We start from the raw sequence: 17,420 nt of genomic DNA, 5'->3' as shown, positions 1-17,420 counted from the left end.
AGCCTGAAAGGACAGGGTTGCCAAAATGCTACAGATGGGCAGGGGTTTCCTTACTCCGGCGCGCCGCCCGTTCCTGGTGCCGTTTCTTCCCCGTCGGTCTTGGGCCGGTGGGCAAACACGGCATCGACAAGGCCAAAAGCCTTCGCTTCGTCGGCCTCCAGGAAAGTGTCACGGTCCATGGCGCGTTCCACCGCTTCCAGGCTCTGCCCGGTATATTTGACATACAGGTCGTTCATCCGCGCCTTGATGCGCAGGATTTCCTTGGCCTGAATCTCGATATCCGACGCCATGCCGCGCGCGCCGCCGCTGGGCTGGTGGATCATGATGCGGGCATTTGGGAGCGCCACGCGCATACCCGGCTCGCCCGCGGCCAGCAGGAAACTGCCCATCGATGCGGCCTGCCCGATGCACACGGTGCGCACCTTGGGCTTGATGTATTGCATCGTGTCATGGATCGCCATGCCCGCCGTCACCACGCCGCCGGGCGAGTTGATGTACATCGAGATGTCCTGGCTGTTCTCGCTTTCCAGAAACAGCAGCTGCGCCACGATCAGGCTGGCCATGTTGTCTTCGATCGGGCCGGTGACAAACACGATGCGTTCGCGCAGCAGGCGGCTGAAAATGTCAAAGCTGCGTTCGCCGCGGCTGGTGCTTTCCACCACCACAGGCACCAGCGCGCCGGTAACGGGATCGGGAGAAAAACGGTCGCGGCTGTCGCCGAACAGATCGAACATGAATGCCCTCGCAAGTAATCAGATGGCGCCTATGTCGCGCCTGATGGCGTGATGTGCAAGGGGGGCGGAAAATTGTCCGCAACAGCGCGAGGCTTCGGGCCATATTGCCAATGCCGGTGGGGCGGCGCAGACATGGCGCATGAAACACCGTATCCTCGCCGCCGGACTTGCCGTTGCTGTCCTTACCCCATCCCTTGGCGCGGCGCAGGGTTCTTTGCACTCCCACCCGGTTCCGGATTACGCGCTGCCCGCCAGCTATCTGGAACGCATCGCCGCACGGGACGACGCCGGGCCACTGCTCAACGCCGTCATCGTGCAGGCCACCACCGCCGAAGATGCTCTTGCATCGGTGGTTGACCCGTATGGCCCTCTGTTTGCGCGCAGTGTTCTGGTGAAGGACAATATCGAGACCCGCGAATGGCCCACCACCGCTGGATCGCTGGCGCTGGCAGCCAACATGACCGGGCGCGATGCGCCGCTCATTTCCCGCTTGCGGCAGAGCGGCGGCGTGGTGCTGGGCAAGACGAACCTGTCCGAATGGGCCAATATCCGCAGCTCCCGCTCCTCCAGCGGGTGGAGCGCAGTGGGCGGGCAGACGCGCAATCCGCACGCGACCGACCGCAGCCCCTGTGGCTCCTCCAGCGGCAGCGGGGCGGCGGTGGCAGCGGGTCTGGCATGGGCGGCGATCGGCACAGAGACCGACGGGTCGATCACCTGCCCCGCCAGCGTGAATGGGATTGTGGGATTCAAGCCCACGGTCGGCATGGTCAGCCGCACGCATATCATTCCCATCAGCCACTCGCAGGATACCGCCGGGCCCATGGCGATGCGCGTGCGCGATGCCGCGATGCTGCTTACGGCAATCGCGGGCAGCGATCCGGCAGACCCTGCCACTGCCGACGCCGACGACTTTGCCCGCGATTTCACCGCCGGGCTGGACACCGCTTCACTCGCAGGCGTGCGCATTGGCGTGCTGCGCGGGCAGATCGGCGGCCATGAAGGCGTGGCTGCGGTATTTGCGCAGGCGCTGGCCGATCTGGAGCGGGCGGGAGCGGTTCTGGTGGATATCGAATACGCCCCCGACCCGCAGATGTGGGCGGATGAATATACGGTGCTGCTGTATGAATTGCGCGAGGGGCTGGACGCCTATCTCGCCGGATCGCCTGCCGATATTCCGGTGCGTTCGCTGGACGATGTGATCGCCTTCAACCGCGCCAATGCGGCCGCCGAAATGCGCTGGTTCGGGCAGGACATTTTTGAAACCGCCGCCCAAACCACCGATACGCAAGCCTATGCCGCCGCGCGCGCCAATGCGCTGCGGCTGGCAGGGGCAGAGGGAATCGACCGGCTGCTGGCACAGCATGATGTCGCGCTGCTGATCGCGCCCACCGAAGGCCCGGCCTGGCCGATCGATCTGGTGCTGGGCGACCATTTCACCAGCGGCATCGGCGCGGGCAGTCTGGCGGCGATTGCCGGATATCCGCATCTGACCGTGCCGATGGGCGCGGTGGAGGGCCTGCCCGTGGGCCTGTCCTTCATCAGCCACAAATGGAGCGATCACCGCGTGTTGCAGGCGGGCGCAGCCTTTGAACGGGCGCGGACCGCCGCCCTGATGCACCCGCGTTTTGCCCCGTGGTCACCCGACGGGGAATGACAGTTTGTTACATTAAGCCCGTTGCCACCCCTGTCCCTTGGGTCTAGCGGGGCCGGACTTAGTCAACTTGCTGCACCAAGGGGGATGCAAAGCTGCTTTCAAACTGCCAGAACCGGTCGGGTCGCGTCGCCATGGCTGTCGCCATGCTGAGCGGCGCTGTGCCAGCATTCGGGCAAGAAGCGGCAGAGGCGCAGGCGCAGGTGCCGGTCAATCCGGGTGATCTGCTTGCCAACCCCGCCGCAGAAGATGCCGCCCCCCTTGCCGCCGAACTGGCGCTGACCAATGCGCCGCGCGTCTATTACCCTGCCGACTTTGCCCGCGTGGCACCGCGCACCGCGCTGGACATGGTGCGGCAGGTGCCGGGCTTCCAGATCAGCGGCGGCGGGCCGGGCGGCGGCGGGCGTGGCTTTGGTGAGGCGAGCGGCAATCTGCTCATCAACGGCGATCGTATCTCCAGCAAATCGAACAGCGTGCAGGATGAACTGGCGCGCATCCCGGCGGCCAATGTGGTGCGTATCGAGATTGTCGACGGAGCCAGCCTGCAAATCCCCGGCCTTTCGGGCCAGGTCGCCAATGTCATTGCCCAGACCAGCACCATTGCCGGCAATTTCAGCTGGCGGCCGCAAGCCTCCACCGGCCCCGCACCCATCGGCTGGAGCGAGGGCGACATATCCGCGCGCGGCACCTATCGCGGCGTTGATTACTCGCTGGGCCTGTCGGTCAATACCTTCATCCGCGGATCAGAAGGGCCCGCGATCTTCACCTATGCCGATGGCACGGTGGACCCGCGTTTCAACACGCAGGCAGGCAATTTTCGCAGCCCCCAGATAACCGGCAGCTTCGCCTTTGAACCCGCGGCCGATGTGAAGGTGAACCTCAACCTGACCGGCGGGCTGGTGATCTTCCGCAGCTACGAAAACGAAAGCCGCATCACCGGCAATCCGCTGCCCGATTATCTGGAGGCGCTGCGCACGCAGAATAACGAGCGGCGCTATGAACTGGGTGCGGATGTCGAATTTCCGTTTCTGGACGGGCGGCTGAAGCTGATCGCGCTCGAAAGTTTCCGGCGCGGCAATTTTCGCACGCAGGCGCTGTTTGATGTCGGCAGCGATCCCACCTTCGGGACGCGTTTCACCCGGCAAAGCGACACGGGCGAGCGGATTGGCCGCGCGGAATATTCGTGGGCCATGCTGGGCGGCGACTGGCAATTGTCGGCCGAGGCGGCGTTCAACCGGCTGGACAATGTGGGCAGCCTGTTCATCTACAGCCCGGCGCAAACGGCGTTTGTCGAAATCCCCTTCCCGGCCGGCAAGGGCGGCGTGCGCGAGGACCGGTACGAATCGATCCTCAGCTACGGCACGCAGCTTGCCACCGGGCTGAGCCTGCAAATTGGCGCAGGCGCGGAACATTCCACCATTTCGCAGACGGGCAGCAACGCGCTGTCACGCACCTTCCTGCGGCCCAAGGGCTCGCTCTCGCTGGCGTGGGCAGCGGCGGACGGGCTGGATATCAGTTTCCGCCTGGCGCGGCGTGTGGGGCAGCTCAATTTCGGCGATTTCCTCGCCAGCGTGAACCTGTCGGAAAACAACCAGAATTCGGGCAACAACCAGCTGCGTCCCGATCAAAGCTGGGAAAGCGAGATCGAGATCACGCGCAATTTCGGCGTGCTGGGATCGGCCACGCTGGCGGTGTTCGACCATCGGGTGGAAGATTTCATCACGATCATTCCCACAGCTGGCGGGCTGGAATCGCGCGGCAATATCGACCGGGCGCGCCGTTATGGCCTGCGCTTCAACGGGCGGCTGCAACTGGGCCCGGCGGTGGGCTGGCAGGGCGCGCAACTGGATGCGCGGGTGACGGCAGAGGACAGCTCGCTGATCGATCCTGTCACGGGCGAGAAGCGCCGCTTCGACCGCAATTCGCCCTTCGAACTGCGGCTGGATCTGCGCCACGACGTGCCGCAAACCACCTGGGCCTGGGGACTGGAGTTTCGCCACACAACCAACGCGCTCGCCTATCGCGTGGCGGAGGTGACGCTCGATTACAACGTGCCCACTTTCGGAGCGGCCTTCGTCGAGAACAAGGATGTGCTGGGGCTGACGATGCGGCTGCGCGTGGGCAATCTGTTTGACGGGCGCAACGTGATGGTGCGCACTATTTATGACGGGCCGCGCGACACCGCGCCGGTGCTGTTCACCGAGGACCGCCGCCTGAAAATCGGGCAAGTGTTCAATTTCAGCGTGTCGGGCAGCTTCTAGGATACGAAAAAGGGCGACCCGTCGCCGGGCCGCCCCTTTCCCAACCACACTTGCGGCGGCGCCTTACTTCTTGGCCGCCGGCTTCTTGGCGGCGGGCTTTTCCTCGGCCGGAGCGTCTGCCTTCTTCGCGGCTGCCTTCTTGGCCGGAGCCTTCTTTTCGGCGGCGGGCTTTTCGGCTTCGTCAGCCTTGGCTTCCGCCTTCTTGGCGGCGGGCTTCTTGGCCGCAGCCTTCTTCGCCGGCTTCGCGTCGGCGGCGGGCGTTTCTTCCGCTTCGATCGCGGCTTCCAGCTCCTCGCGGGTGACTTCGCGGGTCGTCACTTCGGCCTTGTCGAACAGGAAATCGACCACCTTGTCTTCATACAGCGGAGCGCGCAGCTGGGCCTGCACCATCGGTTCGCTGCGGACATATTCGATGAAGCGCTGGCGATCTTCCGCACGGTATTGCGCGGCGGCCTGCTGGATCAGCATCGACATTTCCTGGGCGGTGATTTCCACGCCATTGGCCTGGCCGATTTCGGACAGCAGCAGGCCCAGACGCACACGGCGTTCGGCAATGCGCTTGTAATCGTCCTTTTCCGCCTCGATCTCGGCGCGGGCGGCTTCGGGATCGTCTTCACGCGCGGCTTCGGCCTGCAGCTGCTGCCAGATCTGCGCAAACTCGGCCTCCACCATGGTCGGCGGCACGGGGAAATCGTGATCGGCGGCCAGCTTGTCGAGCAGCTGGCGCTTCATCTGCGTGCGGGTGAGGCCGGCGGTTTCCTGCTCCAGCTGGATGCGCACCAGATCCTTCAGCTTGTCGAGGCTTTCGAGGCCCAGCGACTTGGCGAAGTCCTCGTCCACCTTGGTCTCGTCCTCGACCTTCACCGCCTGCACGGTGATGTCGAATTCGGCGTCCTTGCCCTTGAGGTTTTCCGCCGGATAATCGGCGGGGAAAGTGACGGTGATCGTCTTCGTGTCACCGGTCTTCACGCCCACCAGCTGATCTTCGAAGCCGGGGATGAACTGGCCCGAACCCAGCACCAGCGGGGTATTCTCGGCCTTGCCGCCTTCGAATTCGACACCATCCACCCGGCCCACGAAATCGATGATCAGCTGATCGCCATTGGCGGCCTTCCTGGTCTTGGCGGCGTCCTTCCAGCTCTTCTGGTTGGCGGCAAAGCGGGCCAGCGCCTCGTCCAGATCCTTGTCGGTAACCGGCACGACCAGCTTTTCCAGCTTCAGCCCGTCAACCGAGGGCGCTTCGATTTCGGGAAGCACTTCGACTTCCACCGTCAGCTGGGCGTCCTTGCCCTGTTCATAGCCTTCGGCCATGTCGACGCGCGGTTGCAGCGCGGGGCGCAACGCCTTTTCGGCAATCAGGCCGTTGACCGATTCGCGCAGCGCGGTGTTCAGCGCGTCGGAATGCAGCGCCTCGCCATGCATCTTGCGGATCAGATTCGCCGGCACCTTGCCCGGACGGAAGCCCGGCATCCGCACCTGCGGCGCGATCTTCTTCACTTCGCTGTCGATCCGCGCCTCGATATCCTTGGCCGGGATGGTCAGCGTGTAAGCGCGCTTGAGGCCGTCATTGCTGGTTTCAACGATCTGCATTGGGTAACCTTCTTTTCAAACCGATCTGAGGCCGGAAACGGGGAAACGGGACGGACGCTGGTGCGGGCGAAGGGACTCGAACCCCCACATCTTGCGATGGCAGGACCTAAACCTGCTGCGTCTACCAGTTCCGCCACGCCCGCAAGGCCGACGAATTCTCCCAGGCCACGTGCCTGACAAACAGGCGCTCGCCCTTAAATGCGCCCGCGCAAAAGGGCAAGCGGCCATTGGGCTGATACGGGCCGGGCAGGGGGCAAGCCGGGGCGGCTTGATCTGATGGCGGGGCAGCGGCTAAGCGCAGGCGCATGACAGACGAAACCTCCAGCGCTCCGCCACAGGATGCCCAGCCCGCTCCCGAAACCAATCCTGCCGCCGCATCGGGGGCCGACATGCCGCCCGATCATCTGGCAATCGATCCGGCCAGCCCGTTCTTCGATGCCGAGAAACTGCGGCGCGGCGTGGGCATCCGCTTCAAGGGCCGGGTGCGCACCGATATCGAGGAATATTCGGTGTCCGAAGGCTGGGTGCGCGTGCAGGCCGGCAAGGCGATGGACCGGCGCGGCCGCCCCCTGACCATCAAGCTGAGCGGCCCGGTGGAGGCCTGGTATGAGGATCTGGGCGAGGACGCGCCGGTCAACAAGGCCTGATTTTTGAACGGCGATGCACCCATGGCGGGCTGGCGTGATCCGGCCCGCCTTTTTGCATAACCTGCGCTGGCCAGACGATTCTTGCAGGCTGTCCCGTTCACCCCATTGCCTTTTTTGCCATCTGGGTTAGGCCGGACAGAATAGGTAGTCGCGCGTAGGGTGCGCAGGCTGCCCGGGGCATAACAGGCGGGACGCAAGGGGAAGATGGGCGACTGGACGTTGCTGCATTGGCTGGCGCTGATGGAGCGTGAACTCTTGCTGTTCGCCGGGGTGTTCTTCCTGATCGGTGCGCTGGATGAATTGCTAGTCGATGGCCTGTTCGGCTGGCTCAAGCTGTCGGGTCACGCGAAGCGGCTGGTGGTTGACCGCGAGGATCTGCGGTGCCGCCATTTGGCGGGCACGGCGGCGGTGTTTATCCCGGCCTGGCGCGAAGACCGGGTCATCGGCCACACCATCGCCCACGCGCTGCAGGCCTGGCCGCAGGCCGATTATGTCATCTATGTTGGCATTTACCGCAATGACACGGCCACGCTGGAATCTGCCATGCGCGGCGCAGGCACTGACCGGCGCGTGCGGCTGGTGGTGCATGATTGCGACGGGCCCAGTACCAAGGCCGATTGCCTGAATCGCCTCTATCGCGCGCTGGAAGTGGACGAGACGCGGCGCGGGCGGCCGGCGCGGCTGGTCCTGCTGCACGATGCCGAGGACATGGTTGATGCGGCCGAACTGGCGTTGATCGACCGTGCGGTGGATCACGCCGAATTCGTGCAGATCCCCGTCCTGCCCCTGCCGCAGCCGCAATCCCGCTGGATCGGCAGCCATTATTGCGAGGAATTTGCCGAGGCGCACGGCAAGACCATGGTGGTGCGCAACTGGCTGGGCACCTGCCTTCCCGCCGCCGGGGTTGGCTGTGCGATCGAGCGGGGGATGCTGCACCGGCTGGCACAGCAGATGCGCCGTGCAGATCCGGGATCGCCCTCTCCCGGCCCGTTCTCGGTCGAATCGCTGACGGAGGATTACGAGATCGGGATGCGGGTCCATGCATTGGGCGGGCGTTCGCGCTTCCTGCGCGTGCACGGCGATGACGGATCGCTGATCGCCACGCGCGCCTTCTTTCCCGCGCGGCTCGATCAGGCGGTGCGGCAAAAGGCGCGCTGGGTGCACGGTATCGCCTTGCAGGGATGGGACCGGCTGGGCTGGGGAACGGGTTCGGGCACTGCACCGGAAGCGCGGCCTGTCACGGGCATGGGGCGCCTGCTCGAAGGGTGGATGCGGCTGCGCGACCGGCGCGGGCCATTTGCCGCGCTGGTGCTGGCCTGCGGATACAGTTTCTTCGCGTTGACCGCGTTGTTCCTGTTGCTCGACTTTGGCGGGCTGTCCCGTCCGTGGCAGGCGGATCCGCTGCTGACATTTCTGGTATCAGCCAATCTGGCGGCATTCATCTGGCGGGCGGCCTGGCGTTTTGCCTTTACCGCGCGCGAACATGGCTGGATCGAAGGTGTGCGGGCCGTGCTGCGCATTCCGGTTGCCAATGTGATCGCGATCATGGCGGGGCGGCGGGCGCTGGCGGATTATTGGCGGCAGTTGCGCGGGGGCGCGCTGCATTGGCACAAGACCCTGCATGACATCCATCCGGCCGCTCCACTGGATGCGGCGGAGAAACCGCTTGCGCCCGCACACTGGCGCAATGGCGCGATGTCCGGCCGCGGGTTTGCGGCATGAACGGTTCGCACAACGCCCACACTGCCCACACCGCCGCCCGGGGACAGCCGCTTATGCTGCTGGCTTTGGTGCTGGCCGGGTGGGTTGTGCTGCGCGCCTTCACCTGGGCGCCTCCGCTGGCCGAATTGGGCCCGATCGCCCCGCAGATCGCGGCACGTTTCGTGGCCGATCCGAAGCCCGTTCCCCGCCCCCGCGCGCCTGCCCCGGAAACCAAAAGACGTTTGCCACAGGACACAGGCGCGCTGTCCGGCCCGTTCGACCCTGCCGACTGGAACCCGGCTCCGCTTGGGCTTGCGCCGCCGCTCGCGCCCGACGCTGCGCCGGAACCGCCATCCGCGCTGCCTTCCGTCCTTGCCGCGCCTGGTGATCCCGCAGCAGAAAGCAGGCGTGGGAGAATGTCCGCAAACAAGGCGGCAAGGCCCGTCCAGCCGAAAATAGCGGCCGGACACGCGCTGCTTATGGCGGCGGGCTTTTCCCAGATGCGGTTACTTCCCGAAATCGCGCAGTTTTATTCCGTCGCCGCCGCCGCGATGCAGGCGAGCGGGATTGCGCCTGCTGCCCCGAACGTGGCCGCCGCGCCCCCGGCTGCCGCTGCGCGCAGTTCCGCAAGCAATGCAAGCCGCTGGAGCGCGGATGGCTGGCTGATGTGGCGCGAGGATACCACCACGCCGATCACATCGGGCCGCCCCTCCTATGGCCGCAGCCAGGCGGGCGCGGTTGTCCGCTTCGATCTGGCCGCCGCCTCGCACCAGCGCCCGCAGGCCTATCTGCGCGGCGCGGTGGCCTTGCAGGGTGCGCGCGAGGAGGAGGCAGCGCTGGGCCTGTCCGTCCGCCCGCTCGCCGCGCTGCCGTTGCGCGTGGCGGGCGAAGTGCGCGCGGCAAGCCGGGCGAATGGCAACGAAGTGCGCCCGGCGGTCTTCGCGGTCAGCGAGCTGCCGGTCCAGCGCCTGCCGGCGGGCTTTGCGGCCGAAGCCTATGTGCAGGCGGGCTATGTCGGCGGGCGCGATTCCACCGCCTTTGTGGACGGGCAGGCGCGGCTTGACCGGGCGGTTGCCGGGAATGCGGATGGCTTTGACCTGCGCGCCGGTGCCGGTGCCTGGGGCGGCGCGCAAGCGGACGGCGCGCGGCTGGATGTGGGGCCAAGCGCATCGCTGGCCTTCCGCCTGGGCGATGCCCGCGCCCGGCTGGCGGCCGATTACCGCTTCCGCGTGGCGGGCGATGCCGAGCCTGCGAGTGGCCCGGCGCTCACACTATCCGCCGGTTTTTGAGGCAAAGGCGCCGTTCACCTTCTATCCAGCCGGACTATGGGTTAGGCGGGTGGTATGGATGTCTATCTGCCCATCGCCAATCTTGCGGTGAACGGTCTGCTGATCGTGCTGCTGGGCGGTGCCACGGGAATTTTGTCGGGCATTTTCGGTGTGGGTGGCGGTTTTCTCACCACCCCGCTGCTGATCTTCTACGGCATCCCGCCCACCGTTGCCGCGGCTTCCGCCGCCACGCAGGTGACGGGTGCCAGCGTGTCGGGCGTGATTGCGCAAAGTCGCCGGGGCGGGGTGGATTACAAGATGGGCGGGGTGACCGTGGCGGGCGGCCTGCTGGGGTCGCTGCTGGGCGCGCTGATCTTCAATGTGCTCGAAGCCTGGGGCCAGATCGATGTGGTCATCTCTGTCCTCTATGTCCTGCTGCTGGGCACGATCGGCGCGCTGATGGGGCGCGAAAGCCTATCCGCGATGAACCGCCGTCCCGAAGACGCACCGCGTCCCGCCAAGCGGCGGCACCACCCGCTGATCGCCAGCCTGCCGCTGCGCTGGCGGTTCTATCGCTCGGGCCTCTATATTTCCCCGCTCGCGCCGCTGTTGCTGGGCATGGTGGTGGGCATATTGACCATGCTGATGGGCGTTGGCGGCGGGTTTATTCTGGTTCCGGCCATGCTCTACATCCTGGGGATGAGCGCGAATGTCGTGGTGGGCACCAGCCTGTTCAACATCCTGTTCGTGACGATGATGAGCACTATGGTCCATGCCCTCACGACGCAGGCCGTGGATCTGGTGCTGGCGGGGCTGCTGCTGATCGGATCGGTCAGCGGCGCGCAGATCGGCACGCGGATCGCGATCAGCGCCAAGCCCGAATATCTGCGGCTGGCGCTGGCGGTGATCGTGCTGCTGGTGGCGCTGCGGATGCTGTTCGGCCTGGGCGTGGTGCCGGATGAGGTATATACCGAGGTGCCGTTGTGAGGGGGCTGGGGATCTTTGCCGCACTGCTGGCGGTTCTCGCGGCGCTGTGGGCGCCACCGCTGCGCGCGCAGGCCGATCCCATTCTGGTGACCGAGATCAGCCAGCACGAAGTGTTGGTGCGGCAGGGCTTTACCGGGGCGGAATTGCTTCTGTTCGGCGCCATTCTGGAACCGGACGGGCGGCGAGGGGGCGATGATTACGATATCGTGGTGATCCTGCGCGGCCCTTCGCAGGCGATCCGCATCCGCGAGAAGCAGCGCATTGCCGGCATCTGGGTGAATGCGGAGGCCACTTCGTTCCGCTCGGTCCCGTCCTTCTTTGCACTGGCCAGTTCCGCGCCGGTGGCCGAGATTGTCGATCCGCGCACCGCGGCGATTTACGAATTCGGCCTCGATCAGTTGCAGCTTTCGCCCACCGGCACGATCGACCAGGCGCAATATGACCGCTTCACCGCCGGGCTGGTGGATCTGCGCCGGCGGCTGGGCCTGTTCCAGCAGAACGAGAACAGCGTCACCATTTCCGAAGGCGTGCTGTATCAGGCCCGCATATCGTTGCCATCCAACGTGGTGGTGGGCAGGTATGTCGCGGAAACCTTCGCCGTGCGCGACGGGCGGGTGATCGCCTCGGCCAGTGTGGATGTCGATGTGCGCAAGGAGGGGTTTGACCGCGTGGTGGCCGAACAGAGCCAGGAGAACGCCTTTGCCTATGGTTTGCTGGCGGTGGCGATGTCGGTGTTCATGGGCTGGGCCGCGGGCCGCCTCTACGCCTTGGTCTGACGCCTGCCGGGACTTGCCCCGCGCAGCCAATGGTTTGAAATTGACCTGATATTAACCTCGCGTGCCTAGGTCGGAAGGTGGATAATCTGCCACCGGATAACGCACAACATGAACGAAATGCCGCGGTCGCCCTTTCCCGAAGCTCCGGTGCGGGATTATCCGCATGGCGCGCGCACTCCCGCCGCCGATGTAACGCCTGCGGCGGCGCGGGGCACGGAACAAGGCGACGTCGCGCATTCGGACAACCGGATGCAGCCCATTGGCGTCGTGCTGGAAATCGCCGGTTCCGGCTCGCAGATTGCGCTCGACATGGTGCGGCTGAACGAGTGCATGGAGGATCCCGATCCCTCCATCGCGCTGGCGGGCCAAGTGGGCAGCCAGATCAAGATCCGCACCCGCGACGGCTGGCTGCTGGCCAGCGTGCGCAACCAGCGGCGCGACCGCCGGGGCGACAGCAACGCCGTGGTCGCCAATATCGACTTCATGGGCGAGGGGATGGAGGAACGCCTGACCGGGAAGATTCACGGCTTCCGCCGCGGCGTCACCCGCTATCCCATCCCCGGCGCGCTGGTCTACCCGGCCAGCACCGATGATCTGCGGCAGATCTATTCGAGCGACGGGCGCAGCGCGATCGAGATCGGCACCGTCTATCCCACCACCGATATTCGCGCCGGGATTTATGTCGATGCGCTGCTGGGCAAGCATTTCGCGCTGCTCGGCTCCACCGGCACAGGCAAATCGACCAGCGCCGCGCTTCTGCTGCACCGCATCTGTCAGGCGGCGCCACAGGGCCACATCGTGATGATCGACCCGCACGGCGAATATTCCGCCGCGTTTCGCACCACGGGCACCATTTTCGACGTGTCGAACCTGCAAATGCCCTATTGGCTGCTCAACTTCGAGGAGCATTGCGAAGTGCTGCTGAAATCCAGCGGCAACGATCTGCAGGAAGACAAGGACATCCTCGCCAAATGCCTGCTCGCCGCGCGCTCGAAGAACCGCATGGCGCAGCAAATGGGCAAGATCACCGTCGATTCGCCCATCCCCTATCTGCTCAGCGACCTGACCAATATGTTGCAGGACGAAATGGGCAAGCTGGACAAGGCGACCACCACCGCGCCGTATATGCGCATCAAGACGAAGATCGAGGAACTGAAGGCCGATCCGCGGTATCAGTTCATGTTTTCCGGAATGCTGGTGGCCGATACGATGGCCAAGTTCATCGGCAAGGTGTTCCGTATGCCCGGCGACGGGCGACCGATTTCGATCATCGACGTGTCGGGCGTGCCATCGGACATTACCTCCACCGTGGTGGCGGTGCTTTCCCGCATGGTGTTCGACTTTGCCATCTGGGGCCGGCAGGAAAAGACCCGCCCCATCCTGCTGGTGTGCGAGGAAGCGCACCGCTATGTCCCCAACGAACGCAATGCCGACGGATCCAGCGTGGGCCGCATCCTTTCGCGCATTGCCAAGGAAGGGCGCAAATACGGCATCAGCCTTGGCCTTATCACCCAGCGCCCCAGCGACCTTGCCGAAGGCGTGCTGTCGCAATGCGGCACGATCATTTCGATGCGCCTCAACAATGACCGCGACCAGGCTTTCGTCAAGGCCGCCATGCCCGAAGGCGCGCGCGGTTTCCTCGATTCGATTCCCGCCTTGCGCAACCGCGAATGCATCATCTGCGGCGAAGGCGTGTCGATCCCCATCCGCGTCAGCTTCGACAATCTGGAAGAGGCCAAGCGCCCCGCTTCCGAAGATCCCAGCTTCCTCCAGCTGTGGAGCGAGCACGGCGGCGAGGAAGAACAGGTCGACCGCGTGGTGCAGCGCTGGCGCACGCAGGGAAGCTGACGCTTCCCTGCCGACTTGCTTCTTCCGCACGCCCATCCGGGCGCGCGGTCCTCGGTGCTGTTCCCTTCCCCCGGATCAAGTCCGGAGTACGGGGCACCTGCGGGCGGGCGTTGGCCCTCTGGTTCCGGCTGGTCACCGGAACATTGCAGCGCATTCCAACCGCGCGGGCCGATCACAGATCGGGCACCATGCGCCCGGCGGGTTGCCCGTCAGCATGGGCCTGTTCCTGCGCCTCTGCCGCCGTTTCGGCATGGGCGCGTTCGCGCCAGGGCAGCTTGGCATAGGCCCACCACGCCAGCAGCAGCGCGGAAAAGGCCGACACCGGAAAGCTCCACCAGATCGCATCCGATCCCAGCGCGTCATAGGTAAGGTAATAGAAGCCCAGCCGCACCGGGTAGAGCGACACGGCCAAAATCGCCAGCGGCACCCACACCGCACCAGCCGCGCGCATCACCGATGTCAGGATCATCGTGACGCCAAAGATGATGAAGTTCCAGCTGGCGAGAAACTGGATATGCCGCGCCATGTCCACTGCCGGGCTGTCCGGCCCCAGAAACAGCACCAGCGCAGGCCGATCAAACGCCAGCAGCAGCGCAGTGACAAGGCCCGTCATCGCAAACTGCACCCACATCCCTGCGCGCGTCAGGCGGGCAATGCCGCCCCACTTTCCCGCGCCGATATATTGCGCGGCCATCGCGCTGACCGCGCCGCCAATCGCCATGGACGGCATCTGGATATAGGTGAACAACTGCATCGCCGCGCCATAGGCGGCGGTCATCATCAGCCCTTCCTGGTTGACAAGGCCGACCACGATAATGCCCGATGCGCTCATGATCAGCATCTGCGCGCCCATCGGCACGCCTTTCGCCAGAATATAGCTCATTTCCGCCGGATCAGGCCGCAGATAGGACAGCTCCTTCCCGCGCAGGCGCAGCGGCAGATCGCGGAGGTAGACATACACGACCATGGCGCCAAAGCTGGTTACCGAGGCGATCACCATGGCCAGCGCCGATCCGGTAATCCCCAGCTGCGGAAACGGCCCCCAGCCGGTGATCAGCAGCGGGTTGAGCGCAATGTCGAGCACCACGGTCAGCCCCATGAAGATCAGCGGCGTTTTTGCATCGCCCGATCCGCGCAGGCCCATCTGCAATATGATCGACGCCATCACCACCGGCATCGAAACGAACAGCATCCGCAGGTAATCGAACGCCATCTGCCGCGCCACGCCCGGCGTGCCCAGCAGATCGAGCAGCGAGGCGGTGAAGAGGAAGCCCAGCACGGCAATCGCCGTCATCACCAGAAAGCTGAAACCCACCACCGTGCCGAATGTGCGGCGCGCACCGTCAATATTGCGCATCCCGAAACGCTGGCCGATCTTCACCGTGCCCGCCATGCCCAGCCCGAATGCGGCGGCAGACAGCAGGAACATGATGATATTGGCATTGGCGGTGGCGGCCAGCGCTTCTTCGCCAATCAGGCGGCCGACCCAGATCGAATTGATCGTGCCGTTCAGCGATTGCAGCACATTGGCCAGCAGCGTGGGCACGCTGAACAGCAGCAGCGTGCGCGTGATCGGCCCGGCGGTCAGATCGCCGCGAAAGGCAGGGCGGGCCGGTGCATCTTGTGCCCCGGCATCAAAATCACTCATGTTCCCCGCGTGTCCCCGTAAAGGTGAATGTGCAGCCGGTCGCTTAGCCGGAAACCGTGGCGCAGGCATAGCGGCGCGAGCCAGCTTTCGCGTTGCCGCAACGTTTCGCTGTCCGTCCCTTCGGGCATCAGGAAAATGCGGGCAGGCGAGATGGCGTGGGTGCGCTGAAGGGCCAGCACCTCCTCCACATCATCGCTCTGGGCTATCACGAACTTGAAAAAGGCGCGCGGCTCGCGGCCCCAGTGCGCCAGCCTTTCGGGGATCAGCGCCAGTTCTGCCGGATTGCCGCTATGCGCCAGTTTGGGGCTGACATTGTATTGGCTGACGCAGGCATCGAGCGCGGCGGGCGGGGCCACTGTGCCGTTGGTCTCGATCTCCACCATCATGGCGGGCAGCAGAGCGACCAGTTCGGCCAGCCGCGCGCCTTGCAACAGCGGCTCGCCCCCGGTGATGACAAGGCGGTTCTGCCCCAGCGCCGCGATGCGCTGCGCCACATCGGCCAGCGGCAATACGATCTGGTTAGCCCGGCGGTCATAGGTCGCGCCGCCGCGGTGCGGGCGGTTATCGCCTTCGAAATGCCATGTGTAGGGCGTGTCGCACCAGGTGCAGGCAAGGTTGCAGCGCGACAGCCGCAGGAAAGCGACAGGCATCCCCGCGCTTGGCCCTTCGCCCTGAAGGCTGGCGAAAATCTCCGGCCCGCCGGTGTCATCGGTGGCGAGGGCGAGCGTCATGCAAGCCCCCTCCACATCAGGGGAGGGGATTGGGGGAGGGGGCGGGCGGTCACGCACGAAAGTGACGAAGTTGACATCGTGACAATCGCCAAATTCCCATGCAACCACTTGTTCAAAAAGGCGAAAATGCCCAAAAAGCGAAGTTGACACCTGCGTCGGGCAAAACACAAAAGGGCAAGGCGTCTGGCGCGGATCATTTCGCCCGCGCCATGCCCTATCGCCGCCCTGTAGGAAATCGCCCTTACCCCAACCGCGCCAAGGCCGCCGCCAGCCGCTCGGCCTCGGCCTTGTGCATCGCATGGTCGGCGCGCGCCTTTTCGACCGCTTCGGGCTTGGCTTTTTCCACGAAGGCGGCGTTGTTCAGCCGCCCTTCGAGCGATCTGGCTTCCTTGGTGGACACTTCCAGCGCCTTTTGCAGGCGGGCCTTTTCGGCGGCGATGTCGATCACGCCTTCGAGCGGGACGACGATGTTGGCATCGCCTGCACCCACCTGCATTGCCGCGCCTGCCGGGGCGGGTTCGAAACGCACGCCGTTCAATCGCGCCAGCCGCTCGATCGCGGCAGGGTTGCGTTCGACAATGCCGCGCGTGGCGGGGCTGGGATCGGGCAGATAGGCATCGAGCTTTGCGCCCGGCGCAATGCCCAGTTCGTTGCGGGCGGTGCGCATATTGCCGATCAGCGCGATCAGCCATTCGACTTCGGCCTTGGCCGCGGCATCGACGCTGGCCGCAGGGGCGGGCCACTGCGCCAAGATCAATTCGTAGGGGCGCTCGCCCGCTGCGTGCCACAATTCCTCGGTGATGAAGGGCATGAAGGGGTGCAGCATCACCAGAATCTGGTCGAGCACCCATCCGGCGACGGCCTTCGTCTCGGCGTCGAAATTGCCCTTCACCAGCTCAATATACCAGTCGCAGAACTGGTCCCACACGAAGTGGTAGATCGCGTTGGCAGCGGCATCGAAACGCAGATCGGCCAGCGCCTTGTCGATCGCGGCCACGGTTTCCACCACTTCGCCCACGATCCATTTGTTCACCGCCGATGTGGCGGGAGGCGCGGCGAGGGTGGTGCTCGCGCCGATGCCGTTGCTCTGGCAGAAGCGCGCCGCGTTCCACAGCTTGGTGGCGAAATTGCGGTAGCCTTCGACGCGGCGTTCATCCATCTTGATGTCGCGGCCCTGGCTTTCCATCGCGCACATGAAGAAGCGCAAGGCGTCCGCGCCATAGGCGTCGATCAGGCCGAGGGGATCGACCACATTGCCCTTGGACTTGGACATCTTCTGCCCGTCCGGCGCGCGCACAAGGCCGTGCAGATAAAGGCGCGGCCACGGGTTCTGCCCGGTCATGGCGTGGCCCATCATCATCATCCGCGCATCCCAGAAGAACAGGATGTCAAAGCCCGATACGAGCAGGTCGTTGGGATAGTGGCGGGCCAGCAGGCCCCCACTCCCCTTTGGGGAGGGGGTTGGGGGGTGGGGGTTCGACGCGGGCGCGGTAAGGGGCCGCCCCCCCCCCCCCCCCCCCCCGGGGGGGGGGGGGGGGGGCCCCCCCCCCCCCCCCCCCCCCCCCCCGGGGGGGGGGG

At 65.3% G+C, this 17,420-nt stretch carries 13 protein-coding genes and 1 tRNA gene; 8 read left to right on the top strand and 6 right to left on the bottom strand.

Translation table 11 applies throughout. From position 1 onward, the window contains the following. Positions 1-50: 50 nt before the first annotated feature. Positions 51-734, bottom strand: coding sequence for an ATP-dependent Clp protease proteolytic subunit (locus WFP44_RS13855; protein WP_336927192.1), 684 nt, complete (start codon positions 732-734; stop codon positions 51-53). Positions 735-873: 139 nt separating this feature from the next. Here WFP44_RS13855 and WFP44_RS13850 point away from each other — a divergent pair, with 139 nt between their 5' ends. Together WFP44_RS13850 and WFP44_RS13845 are read left to right on the top strand one after the other, a co-directional pair. Next, positions 874-2,388 carry an amidase gene (locus WFP44_RS13850; RefSeq protein ID WP_336927191.1) on the top strand — a complete coding sequence of 505 codons (1,515 nt, stop codon included), beginning with the start codon at positions 874-876 and terminating at the stop codon, positions 2,386-2,388. Between the two features lie 131 nt (positions 2,389-2,519). After that, the gene (locus WFP44_RS13845) at positions 2,520-4,646 is read left to right on the top strand and encodes a TonB-dependent receptor plug domain-containing protein (protein ID WP_336927190.1); all 2,127 of its coding nucleotides are present in this window, start codon (positions 2,520-2,522) and stop codon (positions 4,644-4,646) included. Between the two features lie 63 nt (positions 4,647-4,709). Here the strand turns inward: WFP44_RS13845 and tig are convergent, their stop codons facing one another. Both tig and WFP44_RS13835 read right to left on the bottom strand, forming a co-directional pair. Beyond that, positions 4,710-6,236, bottom strand: coding sequence for a trigger factor (tig, locus tag WFP44_RS13840; protein ID WP_336927189.1), 1,527 nt, complete (start codon positions 6,234-6,236; stop codon positions 4,710-4,712). 58 nt (positions 6,237-6,294) lie between these two features. Then, a tRNA-Leu gene (locus WFP44_RS13835) sits at positions 6,295-6,379 on the bottom strand. Between the two features lie 162 nt (positions 6,380-6,541). Between WFP44_RS13835 and WFP44_RS13830 the strand changes: the two genes are divergently transcribed. The 6 genes from WFP44_RS13830 (at position 6,542) to WFP44_RS13805 (ending at position 13,463) form a co-directional block, all read left to right on the top strand. Beyond that, positions 6,542-6,883 carry a DUF3297 family protein gene (locus WFP44_RS13830; protein ID WP_377923094.1) on the top strand — a complete coding sequence of 114 codons (342 nt, stop codon included), beginning with the start codon at positions 6,542-6,544 and terminating at the stop codon, positions 6,881-6,883. Between the two features lie 204 nt (positions 6,884-7,087). Continuing rightward, on the top strand, positions 7,088-8,605 hold the full coding sequence (locus WFP44_RS13825; protein ID WP_336927187.1) for a glycosyl transferase family protein: 1,518 nt from the start codon (positions 7,088-7,090) through the stop codon (positions 8,603-8,605). A gap of 53 nt (positions 8,606-8,658) precedes the next feature. After that, entirely contained in the window at positions 8,659-9,873 is a 1,215-nt protein-coding gene (locus tag WFP44_RS13820; protein WP_336927185.1) for a hypothetical protein, read from the top strand. A gap of 54 nt (positions 9,874-9,927) precedes the next feature. Continuing rightward, positions 9,928-10,839 carry a sulfite exporter TauE/SafE family protein gene (locus tag WFP44_RS13815; protein WP_336927183.1) on the top strand — a complete coding sequence of 304 codons (912 nt, stop codon included), beginning with the start codon at positions 9,928-9,930 and terminating at the stop codon, positions 10,837-10,839. Further along, positions 10,836-11,615, top strand: coding sequence for a TIGR02186 family protein (locus tag WFP44_RS13810; protein WP_336927182.1), 780 nt, complete (start codon positions 10,836-10,838; stop codon positions 11,613-11,615). Before WFP44_RS13815 ends, WFP44_RS13810 begins: the two co-directional genes overlap by 4 nt. Before the next feature lie 117 nt (positions 11,616-11,732). Beyond that, positions 11,733-13,463 carry an ATP-binding protein gene (locus WFP44_RS13805; protein WP_377923098.1) on the top strand — a complete coding sequence of 577 codons (1,731 nt, stop codon included), beginning with the start codon at positions 11,733-11,735 and terminating at the stop codon, positions 13,461-13,463. Positions 13,464-13,635: 172 nt separating this feature from the next. Here WFP44_RS13805 and WFP44_RS13800 read toward each other — a convergent pair whose 3' ends face one another. The 3 genes from WFP44_RS13800 to WFP44_RS13790 all read right to left on the bottom strand — a co-directional run. Then, positions 13,636-15,111, bottom strand: a complete 1,476-nt coding sequence (locus WFP44_RS13800) for an MATE family efflux transporter (RefSeq protein WP_336927178.1) — start codon at positions 15,109-15,111, stop codon at positions 13,636-13,638. Continuing rightward, on the bottom strand, positions 15,108-15,842 hold the full coding sequence (locus tag WFP44_RS13795; protein WP_336927176.1) for a 7-carboxy-7-deazaguanine synthase QueE: 735 nt from the start codon (positions 15,840-15,842) through the stop codon (positions 15,108-15,110). Before WFP44_RS13795 ends, WFP44_RS13800 begins: the two co-directional genes overlap by 4 nt. A gap of 241 nt (positions 15,843-16,083) precedes the next feature. After that, a partial coding sequence (locus WFP44_RS13790; protein WP_419716507.1) for a class I tRNA ligase family protein occupies positions 16,084-17,420 on the bottom strand: 1,337 nt, incomplete at its 5' end.

Source organism: Alteraurantiacibacter palmitatis, assembly GCF_037154115.1.
Classification (GTDB): domain Bacteria; phylum Pseudomonadota; class Alphaproteobacteria; order Sphingomonadales; family Sphingomonadaceae; genus Alteraurantiacibacter; species Alteraurantiacibacter palmitatis.
This window is presented reverse-complemented; position numbering and strand designations above follow the sequence as displayed.

What these genes read in the sequence shown, in the direction of transcription:
- WFP44_RS13855 (WP_336927192.1), bottom strand. Translation starts at nt 734, where the DNA reads ATGTTCGATCTGTTCGGCGACAGCCGCGACCGTTTTTCTCCCGATCCC.
- WFP44_RS13850 (WP_336927191.1), top strand. Translation starts at nt 874, where the DNA reads ATGAAACACCGTATCCTCGCCGCCGGACTTGCCGTTGCTGTCCTTACC.
- WFP44_RS13845 (WP_336927190.1), top strand. Translation starts at nt 2,520, where the DNA reads ATGGCTGTCGCCATGCTGAGCGGCGCTGTGCCAGCATTCGGGCAAGAA.
- tig (WP_336927189.1), bottom strand. Translation starts at nt 6,236, where the DNA reads ATGCAGATCGTTGAAACCAGCAATGACGGCCTCAAGCGCGCTTACACG.
- WFP44_RS13830 (WP_377923094.1), top strand. Translation starts at nt 6,542, where the DNA reads ATGACAGACGAAACCTCCAGCGCTCCGCCACAGGATGCCCAGCCCGCT.
- WFP44_RS13825 (WP_336927187.1), top strand. Translation starts at nt 7,088, where the DNA reads ATGGGCGACTGGACGTTGCTGCATTGGCTGGCGCTGATGGAGCGTGAA.
- WFP44_RS13820 (WP_336927185.1), top strand. Translation starts at nt 8,659, where the DNA reads ATGCTGCTGGCTTTGGTGCTGGCCGGGTGGGTTGTGCTGCGCGCCTTC.
- WFP44_RS13815 (WP_336927183.1), top strand. Translation starts at nt 9,928, where the DNA reads ATGGATGTCTATCTGCCCATCGCCAATCTTGCGGTGAACGGTCTGCTG.
- WFP44_RS13805 (WP_377923098.1), top strand. Translation starts at nt 11,733, where the DNA reads ATGCCGCGGTCGCCCTTTCCCGAAGCTCCGGTGCGGGATTATCCGCAT.
- WFP44_RS13800 (WP_336927178.1), bottom strand. Translation starts at nt 15,111, where the DNA reads ATGAGTGATTTTGATGCCGGGGCACAAGATGCACCGGCCCGCCCTGCC.
- WFP44_RS13795 (WP_336927176.1), bottom strand. Translation starts at nt 15,842, where the DNA reads ATGACGCTCGCCCTCGCCACCGATGACACCGGCGGGCCGGAGATTTTC.